The 16,536-nt window shown below is 64.0% G+C and carries 1 protein-coding gene (cut by a window edge); it reads left to right on the top strand.

From position 1 onward, the window contains the following. Positions 1-781 precede the first annotated feature (781 nt). Positions 782-16,536 carry the 5' portion of a non-ribosomal peptide synthetase gene (locus tag LOY35_RS16300; protein ID WP_258624802.1) on the top strand. 15,199 nt of this gene lie beyond the right edge of the window, so 15,755 of the gene's 30,954 nt are visible here — the first part of the coding sequence; it begins with the start codon at positions 782-784; the stop codon falls past the right edge of the window.

Genomic DNA, 16,536 nt, shown 5'->3' with positions numbered 1-16,536 from the left:
GGGAGGGAGCTTGCTCGCGATAGCGGTGGGTCAGTTGGCATTGATGCTGGATGGGCTGACGCCATCGCGAGCAGGCTCGCTCCCACGGGGTTCGGGGTGTTTGCCGGGTGCTGTGGGCTTTCACGGTCCAGGGTGGTGGGGAGCCTGCTCGCGATAGCGGTGGGTCAGTTGGCATTGATGCTGGATGGGCTGACGCCATCGCGAGCAGGCTCGCTCCCACGGGGTTCGAGGCGTTTCCCGGATGCTGCGGGCTTTCACGGTCCAGGGTGGGAGCGAGCCTGCTCGCGATAGCGGTGGGTCAGTTGGCATTGATGCTGGATGGGCTGACGTCATCGCGAGCAGGCTCGCTCCCACGGGGTTCGGAGTGTTTCCCGGATGCTGCGGGCTTTCACGGTCCAGGGTGGGAGCGAGCCTGCTCGCGATAGCGGTGGGTCAGTTGGCATTGATGCTGGATGGGCTGACGTCATCGCGAGCAGGCTCGCTCCCACGGGGTTCGGGGTGTTTCCCGGGTGCTGCGGGCTTGTGCCCGCCTGCCCGTTGCCGGGACTTGTCCCTGCTTCCCATGACAGACATGCCCTACTGAATGCTCTAATTTTTTTTGGCCTGTAAGGAGACAGTCCCGGAGAGGGCTCTCCTTCGGTTGAACATGACGATATTCACTGCATTGGCCTGCCCGACGTGATCGGCCCATCAACTGCCAGTCCTCGCGTCCAGGCGACACGCCGTCTCTGAAAGTCACACTGATCGTCAACCACTCCGAACCAGAAAAGCAGGTCCTTCGATGCAATTCAGCGAACTGATGGCAGCTCTTTCCAAGCACCCGATCCGTCTCCAGCAGGACGGCGACAACCTGCTGATCCAGGGCGATGACGAAGGGCTGGACGGTGCGTTGTGGGATAGCCTTACCGCGCATAAGCAGGAATTGCTCGATTTGGTGGGGACCAATGGCGGGGATTGGTTGAGCCCGGCGTTTCGCATCACGCCGGACATGCTGCCGCTGGCGAGCCTGACCCAGGAGGACATCGACCGGATCGTCGAGAGTGTGCCTGGCGGCGCCGGTAACGTGCAGGACATTTATCCACTGGCGCCGTTGCAGGAAGGCATCCTTTACCATCACCTTGCCGCAGAACACGGCGATCCCTATGTGCTCCACGCCTTGTTCGGGGCCGACCGGCGTACCCGTCTTGACGACTTTACCCGGGCCTTGCAAGGGGTGATCGATCGCCACGACATCCTGCGCACATCGGTGTTCTGGGAAGGCCTCGAAGAGCCGGTGCAGGTCGTCTGGCGCGCTGCCAGTCTGACGTTGGAAGAGATCGTACTTGATCCGCTTGACGGTGCCATCGAGTGGCAATTGCAGCAACGTTTCGACACCCGGCACCATCGGCTGGACGTGGGCAAGGCGCCTTTATTGCGCCTGGTCTGTGCGCAGGATCGCCCGAACGAGCGCTGGGTGGCGATTCTGTTGTTCCATCACATGGCGCTGGACCATGTGGCGCTGGAGCTGGTGCAGCATGAGATGCAAGCGTTTCTGCTCGGCATGCCCGATGCCTTGCCTGAGGTGGTGCCATATCGCAATTATGTGGCGCAGGTCCGGCTCGGGGCGGGTGACGATGCTCATGAGACGTTCTTCCGCCAGATGCTGTCCGATGTCGATGAACCGACGCTGCCCCTGGGCTATGCCGAAGTGCCCAAGAACGAATCGGCGGTCGAAGAAGTGCGTTTCCCAGTCGATAGTGCGTTGAGCCGTCGTCTGCGGGCTCAAGCCCGTCAGTTGGGCGTCAGCGCGGCGAGCCTGCATCACCTGGCCTGGGCCCGTGTGTTGGGCGGGCTTTCGGGCAGGGATGACGTTGTGTTCGGCACGATATTGATGGGCCGGATGCAGGGCGGTGACGGCTCCGATCGCGCGCTGGGCATGTTTATCAATACCCTGCCACTGCGGGTGCGACTGACTGGGCAAGGCGTGGGTGAAGGCGTGGCGTCCACCCATGAGAGCCTGGCGGCCCTGCTTGGTCACGAGCACGCTTCGCTGGCGCTGGCCCAGCGTTGCAGCGGTGTTCCGGCACCTGCACCGTTGTTCGGCTCATTGCTCAACTACAGGCATAGCGGCACGGCCCAGCAGCTACCGGCGGCCCAGACACTCAAAGCGTGGGAAGGTTTGCAGGCCCTGGCAAGCGCGGAGGAAACCAACTATCCGTTGACCCTGTCGGTGGATGACCTGGGTGCGGACTTCAGCCTGAGCGTCTTGGCCTTGACTGAAATTGGCGCCCGGAACGTCGGCGAGTGCATGCTGACGGCGCTTGAGAGCCTGGTCCAGGCGCTGGAGCAAGCCCCGGAAATGCCGCTGCATCAGCTCAATAGCTTGCCACCGGACAAGCGTCGGCAGTTGCTGGTGGATTTCAACGCAACCACGCGGCGCTATCCGCAGGACAGAACCGTCCATGGATTGTTCGAGGCGCAGGTGCAGCTCAATTCGGATGCACCGGCCGCGGTACATAACGAACACCACCTGAGCTATGCCGAGCTGAACGGCCGGGCCAATTGCCTGGCCCGGCATCTGATCGTCCTGGGGGTGCAGCCGGGTGACAGTGTGGCGATTGCACTGGAGCGCTCGATTGACTTGCTGGTCAGTCAACTGGCCGTCCTCAAGTGCGCCGCCGTCTACGTGCCGCTGGACGTCAACGCACCGGTCGAACGCCAACAGTTCATGGTGCGGGACAGCGGAGCGCAAGTTGTATTGACCCGCAGCGCAGCGACTGCCCTTGAAGACACCGTGCGGGTGGACCTGGACACCGTGGTGCTGGACGGAACCTCCGATAACCTGAACCTGAACCTGACGCAGAGCGCCGAATCCGTCGCCTACATCATGTATACCTCCGGTTCCACCGGGATGCCGAAGGGTGTGCTGGTACCCCATCGCGCAATCAACCGCTTGGTGATCAACAACGGTTACGCCGATTTCAACAAGCAGGATCGAGTCGCGTTTGCCTCGAACCCGGCCTTCGACGCCAGTACCCTCGACGTCTGGGCGCCGTTGCTCAACGGCGGTTGCGTGGTCGTGGTCGAGCAGGATGTGCTGCTGGATCAGGCGCGCTTTGCCGCGCTGTTGACCGAGCAGTCGATCAGCGTGCTGTGGATGACCGCCGGGCTGTTCCACCAGTACGCCGCTGGTTTGCTGCCGGTGTTCAAGCAACTGCGTTACCTGATCGTGGGCGGCGACGTGCTGGATCCGGCGGTGATCGGGCGCGTGCTCAAGGATGGCGCGCCGCAGCATCTGCTCAACGGTTATGGCCCGACCGAAGCCACGACGTTTACCACTACTTACGAAATCAAGACCGTGGGCGAGGGCGGTATCCCGATTGGTCATCCGATCGGCAACACCCGCGTCTACGTGCTGGATGCGAATCAGCAACCCGTGCCAGTCGGTGTGGCGGGTGAGTTGTACATCGGTGGCGATGGCGTGGCGAAGGGATACCTGAACCGCCCGGAACTGACCGCCGAGAAGTTCGTCGCCGACCCGTTCAGCGCCGATCCGGCGGCCTTGCTCTATCGCACCGGCGACCTGGCGCGCTGGCGTGCCGACGGCGTCGTGGATTACCTCGGTCGTAACGACGACCAGGTGAAAATCCGTGGTTTCCGTATCGAACTGGGCGAGATCGAGGCGCGGTTGGGCCAGTGCGCCGGCGTGAAAGACGCCGTGGTGCTGGCGCGACAGGACGACAACGGACCTAAACGCCTGGTGGGTTATGTGATCCCTGAAGAGGGTGTCACGTTGTCAGTGCACGAACTGCGCAGCCAACTGGCGAGCACGCTGGCCGAGTACATGGTGCCCAGCGCTTTCGTGGTGCTGCCATCCTTTCCGCTGACCGCCAACGGCAAGCTGGACCGTCGCGCCTTGCCGGCGCCGGACGCGGACGCCTACGCCAGCCGTGAATACGCAGCCCCGCAAGGCGAGATCGAAACCACCCTGGCCCAACTGTGGGCCGAGGTGCTCAAGGTCGAGCAGGTCGGTCGTCACGATCACTTCTTCGAGCTCGGCGGTCATTCGTTGTTGGCGGTGACGCTGATCGAACGCATGCGCCAGGCCGGCCTGAGCGCCGACGTGCGCGTCCTGTTCAGCCAGCCGACCCTGGCGGCGCTGGCGGCCGCCATCGGCAGTGGCAGGGAAATCACTGTTCCGCAAAACCTGATTCCGCTGGATTGCGGACACATCACCCCGGCCATGTTGCCGCTGGTCACCCTCGACCAACAGACGATCGACCGGATCGTTGCCACCGTTCCGGGCGGTGCCGCCAACGTCCAGGACATCTACCCGCTGGCGCCGTTGCAGGAAGGCATTCTCTATCACCATCTGGCCGCCGAGCAGGGCGACCCCTATGTGCTGCAATCGCAGTTCGCCTTCGACAACCGCGAACGTCTCGACGCATTCGTCGAGGCCTTGCAGGTGGTCATCGACCGCCACGACATCCTGCGCACCAGTGTGGCCTGGGAAGGTCTGGACGAGCCGCTGCAAGTGGTCTGGCGCAAGGCGACGTTGCACCTTGAAACGGTCGATCTCGATCCGGCCGCCGGTGATGCTGTGACACAACTGCGCCAGCGCTTTGACCCTCGGCATCAGAGCCTGGACGTCAGCCAGGCACCGCTGATGCGCTTGTCCTATGGGCGCGATGACGTCAATCAACGTCTGGTGGCGACTTTGCGGTTCCATCACATGGCCTTGGATCACACGGCGATGGAAGTGGTCCAGCATGAAATGCAGGCGCACTTGCTGGGCGAAGCCGCAGAGCTGAGTGCAGCTGTGCCGTACCGCAACTATGTGGCTCAGGCCCGTTTGGGTGTGAGCCGTGAAGAACACGAGATGTTCTTCCGCGAGATGCTTGGGGACATCGATGAGCCGACGTTGCCGTTCGGCCTGCACGATGTGCAGGGGGATGGCCATGGTATCGACGAGCTCCACCGGAGCGTGGACCCCGCATTGTCCGAGCGTTTGCGGGCCCAGGCGCGCCAGCTGGGTGTCAGTGCCGCCAGCCTGATGCACCTGGCCTGGGCCCAGGTGTTGGGCAAGGTCTCCGGCAAGCAGGAGGTGGTGTTCGGCACCGTGCTGATGGGGCGGATGCAGGGCGGCGAGGGCGCCGACCGGGCGCTGGGGATGTTCATCAACACCTTGCCGCTGCGGGTGGACGTGGGCGCGCAAGGCGCACGTGCCGGAGTCAAGGCCACCCATGCCCGCTTGACAGCTTTGTTGGGTCACGAGCATGCCTCCCTGGCTTTGGCCCAGCGTTGCAGCGGCGTAGCGGCGCCATTGCCACTGTTCAGTGCCTTGCTCAACTATCGACACAGTGCCACGGGCGAGCTTTCGGCGCAGGCGACGGACGCTTGGCAGGGTATCCATGCCCTGGATGGCGAAGAGCGCACCAACTACCCGCTGACATTGAACGTCGACGACCTGGGCAACGGTTTCAGTCTGACGGTACTGGTGGCGGCGCAAATTGGCGCGCAGCGGGTCTGCGGGTACATGCACACGGCCCTGGAAAAACTCGTGGAGGCGTTGGAGCGGACGCCGCAGGCGGCGTTGTATCGCCTGCCGATTCTGCCGGTGGCAGAACGCGAGCAACTGCTGGTGGCGTTCAACGCCACTGAGGCTGCATATCCGCTGGAGCAGACCATTCACGGGCTGTTCGAGGAACAGGTGCAGCGCACGCCGGAGGCGGTGGCCGTGCTGCATGGCGATCAGCATCTGACTTATGCCGAACTGAACGAACGGGCCAACCGGTTGGCGCACTACCTGCGCGGGCAGGGCGTGCAGCCGGATTCGCGGGTGGCGATCTGTGTCGAGCGCGGTGTCGACATGGTGGTGGGGTTGCTGGCGATTCTCAAGGCCGGCGGTGGTTATGTGCCGCTGGATCCGGCGTATCCGGCGGATCGGATTGCCTACATGCTCGAGGATAGTGCACCGGCCGTCGTTTTGGCCCAGAAGGCAACCCTTGGGTTGTTGGCAGAAGCCTCGATGCCAGTCATCGATCTGGGTAGCGGACTGTGGCAGGACGAATCCGTCCTGAATCCGCAGGTGCCAGAACTGACCTCGTCGCACTTGGCCTACCTGATCTACACCTCGGGCTCCACCGGTTTGCCTAAAGGCGTGATGATCGAACACCGCAACACGGTGAACTTCCTCACTTGGGCCCATCGGTCGTTCGATGCTCAGACGCTGTCGAAGACGCTGTTCTCGACTTCGCTGAACTTCGATCTCGCGGTCTATGAATGCTTCGCGCCGCTGACGTCGGGCGGCAGCATCGAGGTGGTCACTAATGTGCTGGAACTGCAACACGGCGAGCACGACATCACCCTGATCAACACCGTACCGTCGGCGCTCAAGGCGTTGCTGGAGTCCGGTGGGCTGGGCGAGGGTGTGGACACGGTCAACGTGGCCGGTGAAGCGCTCAAGCGCAGTCTGGTGGAAGCGCTGTTCGAACAGACTTCGGTCAAGCGCCTGTGCAATCTCTATGGTCCCTCGGAAACCACCACTTATTCGAGTTGGGTCTCGATGGCCCGCGAAGATGGGTTTGCCGCGCACATCGGCAAGCCGGTGGCGAACACTCAGTTCTATTTGCTGGATGAACATAAACAACCCGTGCCGTTGGGCGTACCGGGGGAAATCTACATCGGTGGTTCCGGGGTTGCTCGCGGCTATTTGAACCGTGATGACCTGACGACTGAACGTTTCCTCAAGGATCCGTTCAGTAGCGCTGCAAACGCCCGGATGTACAAGACCGGCGACCTGGGTCGCTACCTGCCGGACGGCAACATCGAATACCTCGGCCGTAACGACGACCAGGTGAAGATCCGCGGTTTCCGCATCGAACTGGGTGAGATCGAAGCCAAACTCGCCCAGCATGAGGCCGTGAAAGAAGCGGTGGTGCAGGCCCGTGAAGACGTGCCGGGCGACAAACGCCTGGTGGCTTACTTCACTCAATCGCAAGCGGTGGACATCGAAGCCCTGCGCAGCCACCTGCAAGTGCAGTTGCCGGCCTACATGGTCCCGGTGGCCTACGTACACCTCGACGCACTGCCCCTGACCCCCAACGGCAAGCTCGACCGCAAGGCCCTGCCGGCACCCGACCACGAAGCATTGATCAGCCGTGGCTACGAAGCCCCCCAGGGCGAAGTCGAAACCACCCTGGCGCAGATCTGGCAGGACCTGCTCAAGGTCGAGCGCGTCGGTCGTCACGATCACTTCTTCGAACTCGGCGGCCACTCTCTGCTGGCTGTCAGCCTGATCGGGCGGATGCGTCAGGTCGGTTTGAGCGCCGACGTGCGCGTGCTGTTCGGCCAGCCGACCTTGATGGCGCTGGCGGCCGCAGTGGGCAGCGGCAGCGAAATCCAGGTACCGGACAACGGCATCCTGCTCGGTTGCACGCGGATCACACCGCCGATGCTGCCCCTGGTCGAACTGGACCAACAGGACATCGACCGCATCGTCGAGACGGTGCCGGGTGGCGCGCGCAACGTACAAGACATTTATCCGTTGGCGCCGTTGCAAGAGGGCATTCTCTACCACCATATTGCCGCGCCGTCGGGCGATCCCTACGTGTTGCAAGCCACGTTCACCGTTGCCGATCCCGAGCGGCTGGACGCGTTTGCCCATGCGCTCCAGGGCGTCATCGATCGTCATGACATCCTGCGCACGTCAGTGGTCTGGGAAGGCCTGGACGAGCCGGTGCAGGTGGTTTGGCGCAAAGCGCAACTGGCGGTGGAAGAGGTGGTGCTGGCGGCGGGTGCGGGAGATATCGCCGGGCAGTTGCGCGAGCGATTCGACACGCTGCATTACCGTCTCGATATGCAGCAGGCGCCGCTGATGCGTATTGCATTCGCGGAAGACCAGCCCAACCAGCGCTGGGTGGCGATCCTGCTGTTCCACCACATGGCCCTCGATCACACGGCGCTGGAGTTGGTACGCCACGAGATGCAGGCCTACCTGCTGGGCCAGGCCGACCGGTTGGGCGAAGCGGTGCCGTTCCGCAACTACGTGGCTCAGGCCCGCCGGGGCGTCAGTCGCGAGGAGCATGAGGGGTTCTTTCGCGACATGCTCGGTGACGTCGACGAACCGACCTTGCCGTTCGGCGTGCAGGATGTGCGCGGTGACGGCAGCGATATAGAAGAGGCCAGCTTGCAGCTGTCCGGCGACCTGAGCCGCCGCCTGCGGGCCCAGGCGCGTGAGTTGGGCGTGAGCGCGGCGAGCCTGCACCATCTGGCCTGGGCCCAGGTGCTGGGCCAGGTGTCCGGCAAGCAGGATGTGGTGTTCGGCACGGTGTTGATGGGGCGCATGCAGGGCGGCGACGGCGCTGAACGTGCGTTGGGCATGTTCATCAACACCTTACCGCTGCGGGTGGAAGTGGGCACGGGGGATGTGCGCGGCGGCGTGAAGACGACCCACGCCCGATTGACCGGTTTGCTCGGCCATGAGCACGCCTCCCTGGCCCTGGCCCAGCGCTGCAGCAGCGTGGTCGCGCCGATGCCGTTGTTCAGCGCCTTGCTCAACTACCGGCACAGCTCCGTCGATGTCACTTCAAGCGACGCACGGGCCGCTTGGGATGGCATCGAAATCCTGAGCAACGAAGAACGCACCAACTACCCGCTGACCCTGTCGGTGGATGACTTGGGTGAAGACTTCCTGCTGACGGCGCTGGCTGTGCCGCAGATCGGCGCGCAGCGGGTCTGCGCCTACATGAACATTGCGCTGGAATACTTGGTGGAGGCGCTTGAGCAGGCGCCGCAGACGCGGTTGAACAGCCTGTCGATCCTGCCATCGGCCGAGCGTCGGCAGTTGCTGGTTGAATTCAACGCAACCACCCGCAGCTTTCCACGGGACAGGACCGTCCACGGACTGTTCGAGTCCCGGGCCCAGGCCAGCCCTGAAGCGCCGGCGGCGGTGCACGACGGGCAGAGCCTGGCCTACGCCGAATTGAACAGCCGGGCCAATCGCCTGGCCCGTCACCTGATCGACCTTGGCGTCAAACCGGGCGAGCGTGTGGCGATCCTGCTGGAGCGTTCGATTGACCTGCTGGTCAGTCAACTGGCCGTCCTCAAGTGCGCCGCGGCTTATGTGCCGCTGGATATCCACGCGCCCCTGGAACGCCAAGACTTCATGGTGCAGGACAGCGGAGCGCGGATCCTGCTGACCCTGAGCGCTACGACCACACCGCAAGGCACGATGCGGGTGGACCTGGACACCGTGGTGCTGGGCGGAACCTCCGATGACCTGAACCTGACGCAGAGCGCCGAATCCGTCGCCTACATCATGCACACCTCCGGTTCCACCGGGATGCCGAAGGGTGTGCTGGTACCCCATCGCGCAATCAATCGCTTGGTGATCAACAACGGTTATGCCGATTTCAACAAGCGGGATCGAGTCGCGTTTGCCTCGAACCCAGCCTTCGACGCCAGTACCCTCGACGTCTGGGCGCCGTTGCTCAACGGCGGTTGTGTGGTCGTGGTCGAGCAGGATGTGCTGCTGGATCAGGCGCGCTTTGCCGCGCTGTTGACCGAGCAGTCGGTCAGCGTGCTGTGGATGACCGCCGGGCTGTTCCACCAGTACGCCGCTGGTTTGCTGCCGGTGTTCAAGCAACTGCGTTACCTGATCGTGGGCGGCGACGTGCTGGATCCGGCGGTGATCGGGCGCGTGCTCAAGGATGGCGCGCCGCAGCATCTGCTCAACGGTTATGGTCCGACCGAAGCCACGACGTTTACCACCACTTACGAAATCAAGACCGTGGGCGAGGGCGGTATCCCGATTGGTCATCCGATCGGCAACACCCGCGTCTACGTGCTGGATGCGAATCAGCAACCCGTGCCAGTCGGCGTGGCGGGTGAGCTGTACATCGGTGGCGATGGCGTGGCCCTCGGCTATCTGAACCGTCCGGAACTGACCGCCGAGAAGTTCGTCGCCGACCCGTTCAGCGCCGACCCAGCCGCTTTGCTCTACCGCACCGGCGACCTGGCGCGCTGGCGTACCGACGGAACCGTGGATTATCTGGGCCGTAACGACGACCAGGTGAAGATCCGTGGTTTCCGGATCGAGCTGGGCGAGATCGAGGCGCGGTTGGGCCAGTGCGCCGGCGTGAAAGACGCCGTGGTGCTGGCGCGACAGGATGACAACGGACCTAAACGCCTGGTGGGTTATGTGATCCCTGAAGAGGGTGTCACGTTGTCAGTGCACGAGCTGCGCGGCCAACTGGCGAGCACGCTGGCCGAGTACATGGTGCCCAGCGCTTTCGTGGTGCTGCCATCCTTCCCGCTGACCGCCAACGGCAAGCTGGACCGTCGCGCCTTGCCGGCACCGGACGCGGACGCCTACGCCAGCCGTGAATACGCAGCCCCGCAAGGCGAAGTGGAACAGACCCTGGCGCGGCTCTGGGCCGAGGTGCTCAAGGTCGAGCAGGTCGGTCGTCACGATCACTTCTTCGAGCTCGGCGGTCATTCGTTGTTGGCGGTGACGCTGATCGAACGCATGCGCCAGGCCGGCCTGAGTGCCGACGTGCGCGTCCTGTTCAGCCAGCCGACCCTGGCGGCGCTGGCGGCCGCCATCGGCAGTGGCAGGGAGATCACTGTTCCGCAAAACCTGATTCCGCTGGATTGCGGGCACATCACCCCGGCCATGTTGCCGCTGGTGACCCTCGACCAACAGACGATCGACCGGATCGTTGCCACCGTTCCGGGCGGTGCCGCCAACGTCCAGGACATCTACCCGCTGGCGCCGTTGCAGGAAGGCATCCTCTATCACCACCTGGCCGCCGAGCAGGGCGACCCCTATGTGCTGCAATCGCAGTTCGCCTTCGACAACCGCGAACGTCTCGACGCATTCGTCGAGGCCTTGCAGGTGGTCATCGACCGCCACGACATCCTGCGCACCAGTGTGGCCTGGGAAGGTCTGGACGAGCCGCTGCAGATGGTCTGGCGCAAGGTGCTGCTTGAACCGCAGCGCTTCGAAGCCGATGCCACGGCCGGCGATGTCGCCACGCAACTGGCGAGCCGCTTCGATGCGCGCCACTATCGCCTGGACCTGCGCCGTGCACCGATGCTGCAACTGATCTACGCCCAGGACGAGGCCCAGGACCGTTGGGTGGCGATCCTGCTGTTCCACCACATGGCACTGGACCATACCGCGCTGGATGTGATGCAGCATGAAATGCAGCTGCACCTGTTGGGGCAAGGCGAGCGATTGGGCGAAGCGATGCCTTATCGCAACTATGTGGCCCAGGCACGCCTGGGGGCGAGCGAGGCGGAACACGAGGCGTTCTTCCGCGACATGCTCGGCGATATCGATGAGCCAACACTGCCCTTCGGCTTGCAGGATGTGCAAGGGGACGGCCATGGCATCGATGAGGTCCGTGAGCCGGTGGATCTCGTGCTGTCCAGGCGTCTGCGGGCTCAGGCCAGGCAATTGGGCGTCAGTGCCGCCAGCCTGGTGCACCTGGCCTGGGCGCAAGTACTGGGCAAAGTGTCCGGCAAGCCGGACGTGGTGTTCGGCACGGTGTTGCTGGGCCGGATGCAGGGCGGTGAAGGCGCCGACCGGGCGCTGGGGATGTTCATCAACACCTTGCCGCTGCGCGTGGACGTGGGCGCCCAGGATGTTCGTACCGGGGTCAAGGCGACCCACGCCCGACTGACGGGCCTGCTGGGCCATGAACATGCCTCCCTGGCTCTGGCCCAGCGTTGCAGTGGCGTGGCGGCACCGACGCCGCTGTTCAGCGCCTTGCTTAATTACCGTCACAGCGCCGCCGAGGTGACCCAGGATGGCCTCTCGGCCTGGAACGGGATCGAGGCGCTCAATGGTGACGAGCGCACCAACTACCCATTGACCCTCAACGTCGACGACTTGGGGGAAGGTTTCTCCCTCACGGCCCTGGTCGAAACCTCGATCGGTGCCGCACGCATCTGTGGTTACATGCAGATGGCGCTGGACAGTCTGGTCACCGCCCTGGAGCAAGCGCCGCACACTGCGCTGCACGCATTGACGGTCCTGCCGCCAGCCGAACGCCGGCAGTTGCTGGAAACCTGGAATACCCAGGATGCCGAATATGCCGCGCAGGCCCTGATCCATCGTCAGTTCGAAGCCTGGGCAGTGGCCCAGCCTGACGCCGTGGCGGTGGTCCATGAAGAACAGACGCTGACTTATGGCCAGCTCAATGCCCGCGCCAACCAGTTGGCCCACAGCCTGTTGGCCGTGGGTATTCGTCCGGACGACCGGGTGGCGATCTGTGTAGAGCGCGGCCTGGACATGATCGTCGGCCTGTTGGGCATCCTCAAGGCGGGGGCGGGTTATGTGCCGCTGGACCCTGCCTATCCGGCGGAACGCATTGCCTACATGTTGCACGACAGCAGCCCGGTAGCGCTGGTGACCCAGCGGGAATGGTGTGAAACCCTGCCGCCATTGCGCGTGCCGACCGTGCTGCTCGATCCACTCGAAGCCGGCGAAATGGAGCAGCAGCCACGGCATAACCCGGATGTGCCGGGCCTTGAGGCCAGTCACCTGGCCTATGTGATCTACACCTCCGGCTCGACCGGCTTGCCCAAGGGCGTGATGGTCGAGCACCGTAACGTCGCCCGGCTGTTCTCGGCCACCCAGCCCTGGTTCGACTTCGGCCCGCAAGACGTCTGGGCACTGTTCCATTCCTTCGCCTTCGATTTTTCGGTCTGGGAAATCTGGGGCGCATTGACCCATGGCGGACGCCTGCTGGTGGTGCCGCAACTGGTCAGCCGCTCCCCGCAATACTGCTATGCGCTGCTGTGCGAGGCCGGGGTGACCATCCTCAATCAGACGCCGAGCGCGTTCCGCCAGTTGATCGCGGCCCAGGGCGAAAGCGACCTGGACCACAGCCTGCGGCAGGTGATCTTCGGCGGCGAAGCGCTGGAAACCGGGATCCTCAAGCCCTGGTACGCCCGTGAAACCAATGCCCGCACGCAACTGGTGAACATGTACGGCATCACCGAAACCACCGTGCATGTGACCTACCGCGCACTGTGTGCTGCCGACGCCCAACTGACCGGTGTCAGCCCCATTGGCAAGCGCATTCCTGACTTGCAGTTGTATGTGCTCGATGTACAACGCGAACCCGTGCCGGTCGGTGTGGTCGGCGAAATGTACGTCGGTGGCGCGGGTGTGAGCCGGGGTTATCTGAATCGCGATGAACTGACGGCCGAACGCTTCCTCGACAACCCGTTCAGCAAAGAACCGAACGCCCGCATGTACAAGACCGGTGACCTCGGTCGCTGGCTGGCCGACGGCAGTATCGAATACCTCGGACGTAACGATGACCAGGTGAAGATCCGTGGTTTCCGGATCGAGCTGGGGGAGATCGAGGCCAAGCTGGCTGCCTGTAGTGGCGTGCGTGAAGCCGTGGTCCTGGCGCGCCAGGACACCCCGGGTGACCAGCGCCTGGTGGCCTACGTGATTGCCGAGGAGGGCGAGCCACCGTCGGCGGCCGAACTGCGCGCCGAGCTGTTGGGTTCCCTGGCGGAATACATGGTGCCCAGCGCGTTCGTGATGTTGACGGTATTCCCGCTGACCACCAACGGCAAACTGGACCGCAAGGCCTTGCCGGTGCCCGACCAGTCCTCTGTGGTGAGCCGTGAATACGAGGCGCCCCAAGGCGAGGTCGAGACGGCGATTGCGCGGATCTGGCAAGACCTGCTGCACGTGGAGCAGGTCGGCCGTCATGATCATTTCTTTGAAATGGGCGGCCATTCGCTGCTGGCGGTGAAACTGGTCGAGCGCATGCGCCAGATCGACCTGGCCGCCGACGTCCGCGTGCTGTTCGGCCAGCCGACGCTGGCGGCACTGGCGGCGGCCGTGGGCGGCGTGCGCGAAATCGTGGTGCCGGCCAACCTCATCCCCGCCGACTGCACGCGAATCACTCCGGACATGCTGCCCCTGGTCGATCTGGACCAGGACGGTATCGACCGTGTCGTCGCGTCAGTGCCGGGCGGTGTACGCAACGTGCAGGACATCTATGCCCTTGCACCCTTGCAGGAAGGGATTCTGTATCACCACCTTGCTGCGGCCCAGGGCGACCCGTATCTGCAATATGTACAGTTCACCTACGACAGCCGCGCCCGCCTGGACGACTTCGCCAGGGCGTTGCAAGGCGTGGTGTCCCGCCACGATATCCTGCGCACCGGCGTGGTCTGGGAAGGGCTGGACGAACCTGTGCAGGTGGTCTGGCGCGAGGCCCGACTGGGGCTCGATGAGATCGTGCTGGACCCGGCGGCGGGAGATATCGCGCAACAACTGCGCGAGCATCTGGACCCACGGCATCACCGCCTGGACATCCGTCAGGCGCCGATGATGCGTATCGGCTATGCCGAAGACGTGGTCAACAATCGCTGGGTTGGCATGCTGCTGTTCCACCACATGGTCGACGACGCGACGTCTCTGGCCATGCTCACGGCGGAAATCCAGGCCCATGTGATGGGGCGCGAGCATCTGCTGGCAACCTCGGTGCCGTATCGCAACTACGTGGCCCAGGCCCGTCTGGGCGTCAGCCGCGAAGAGCACGAAGGGTTCTTCCGCGAGATGCTGGGCGATGTGACCGAGCCGACGTTGCCGTTCGGCCTGCGGGATGTGCAGGGCGACGGAGGTGGGATCGAAGAAGTCCGCCAGCCGGTCGATGGGGCGCTCAGCCAGCGCCTGCGGACGCAGGCCCGTCAGCTCGGAGTGAGCGCGGCGAGCCTGTATCACCTGGCCTGGGCGCAGGTGTTGGGCCGTGTCTCGGGCAAGGACGACGTCGTGTTCGGCACCGTGTTGCTGGGCCGGATGCAGGGCGGCGAGGGCGCCGACCGGGCACTGGGGATGTTCATCAACACCTTGCCGTTGCGTGTGGAACTGGGCACCCAGGGCGTACGCGCCGGGGTCAAGGCGACCCATGCACGCTTGAGCGCATTGCTCGGCCATGAGCATGCTTCTTTGGTTCTGGCCCAGCGTTGCAGTGGCGTGACCGCGCCGGCACCGTTGTTCAGCGCGCTGCTGAACTACCGCCATATCGGTACGCAGACGGCCTCCAGCGAAGCCATCGCGGCCTGGGAGGGTATCCAGGTACTGGGCGGCGAAGAGCGGACCAACTACCCGCTGACGCTGTCGGTGGATGACCTGGGTGAAGGCTTCAACCTGACGGTCATGGCCGAGGCGTCGATCGGTGCCGGGCGTGTCTGCGGCTATGTGCAATGTGTGCTGGAACAACTGCTGGAGGCGCTGGAACAATCGCCCCTGGCGTCTTTGAACAGTTTGCGGATCCTGCCGCCGGCCGAGCGCCGGCAGTTGCTGGAAACCTGGAATGCCGCGGATGTGGCCTACGCCGACAATGCGCTGATCCATGGGCAGTTCGAGGCCCGTGCCGGTGCGCAACCCGATGCGCTGGCAGTGGTGTATGAAGACCAGGCCCTGACCTACGGTGAACTCAACGCCCGGGCCAACCAGCTCGCCCATCATTTGCTGTCCCTGGGCATTCGCCCGGATGACCGGGTGGCGATCTGTGTCGAGCGGGGCCTGGACATGATTGTCGGCCTGTTGGGGATTCTCAAGGCGGGCGCCGGTTATGTGCCGCTGGATCCGGCCTATCCGGCCGAACGCCTCGCCTACCTGTTGCGGGACAGTGCGCCGGTGGCCGTGTTGGTACAAACCACGACACGTCGCTTGTTGGCCGACATTTCGGTCCCCGTGGTCGATCTCGATGGTCGCGACTGGCAGGACCAGTCCGTCCGGAATCCGCAGGTGGCGGGGCTCGACTCCAGCCATTTGGCCTATGTGATCTACACCTCCGGCTCGACCGGCTTGCCCAAGGGGGTGATGGTCGAGCACCGCAACGTCGCGCGGCTGTTCTCGGCCACGCAACCGTGGTTCGACTTTGGCCCGCAGGACGTCTGGGCGCTGTTCCATTCCTTCGCTTTCGATTTCTCGGTCTGGGAAATCTGGGGCGCGCTGACCCATGGCGGTCGCCTGTTGGTGGTGCCGCAGCTGGTCAGCCGTTCGCCGCAGGACTGCTACGCGCTGTTGTGCGAGGCCGGCGTCACGGTGCTGAACCAGACGCCAAGCGCATTCCGTCAGTTGATCGCGGCCCAGGGCGAAAGCGAGCTGAAGCACAGCCTGCGTCAGGTAATCTTCGGTGGCGAGGCACTGGAGACCGGTATTCTCAAGCCGTGGTACGCCCGGGAAATCAATACCGGCACGCAACTTGTGAACATGTACGGCATCACCGAAACCACGGTGCACGTGACCTACCGTGCGCTGTGTGCGGCGGATGCCCAACTGGTGGGCGTCAGCCCGATTGGCGGGCGCATCCCCGACTTGCAGCTGTACGTGCTCGACGCCCAACGCGAGCCGGTGCCGGTGGGCGTGGTTGGTGAAATGTACGTGGGTGGCGCCGGTGTGAGCCGGGGTTACCTGAACCGCGCCGAGCTGACCGCCGAGCGTTTCCTCGACAACCCGTTCAGTAATGAGCCGAACGCACGGATGTACAAAACCGGCGATCTCGGTCGCTGGCT

Source organism: Pseudomonas sp. B21-028 (assembly GCF_024749045.1).
Lineage (GTDB): Bacteria > Pseudomonadota > Gammaproteobacteria > Pseudomonadales > Pseudomonadaceae > Aquipseudomonas.
Note: the sequence above shows the minus strand (reverse complement) of the source record. Positions and strands in the feature narration are given on the sequence as shown.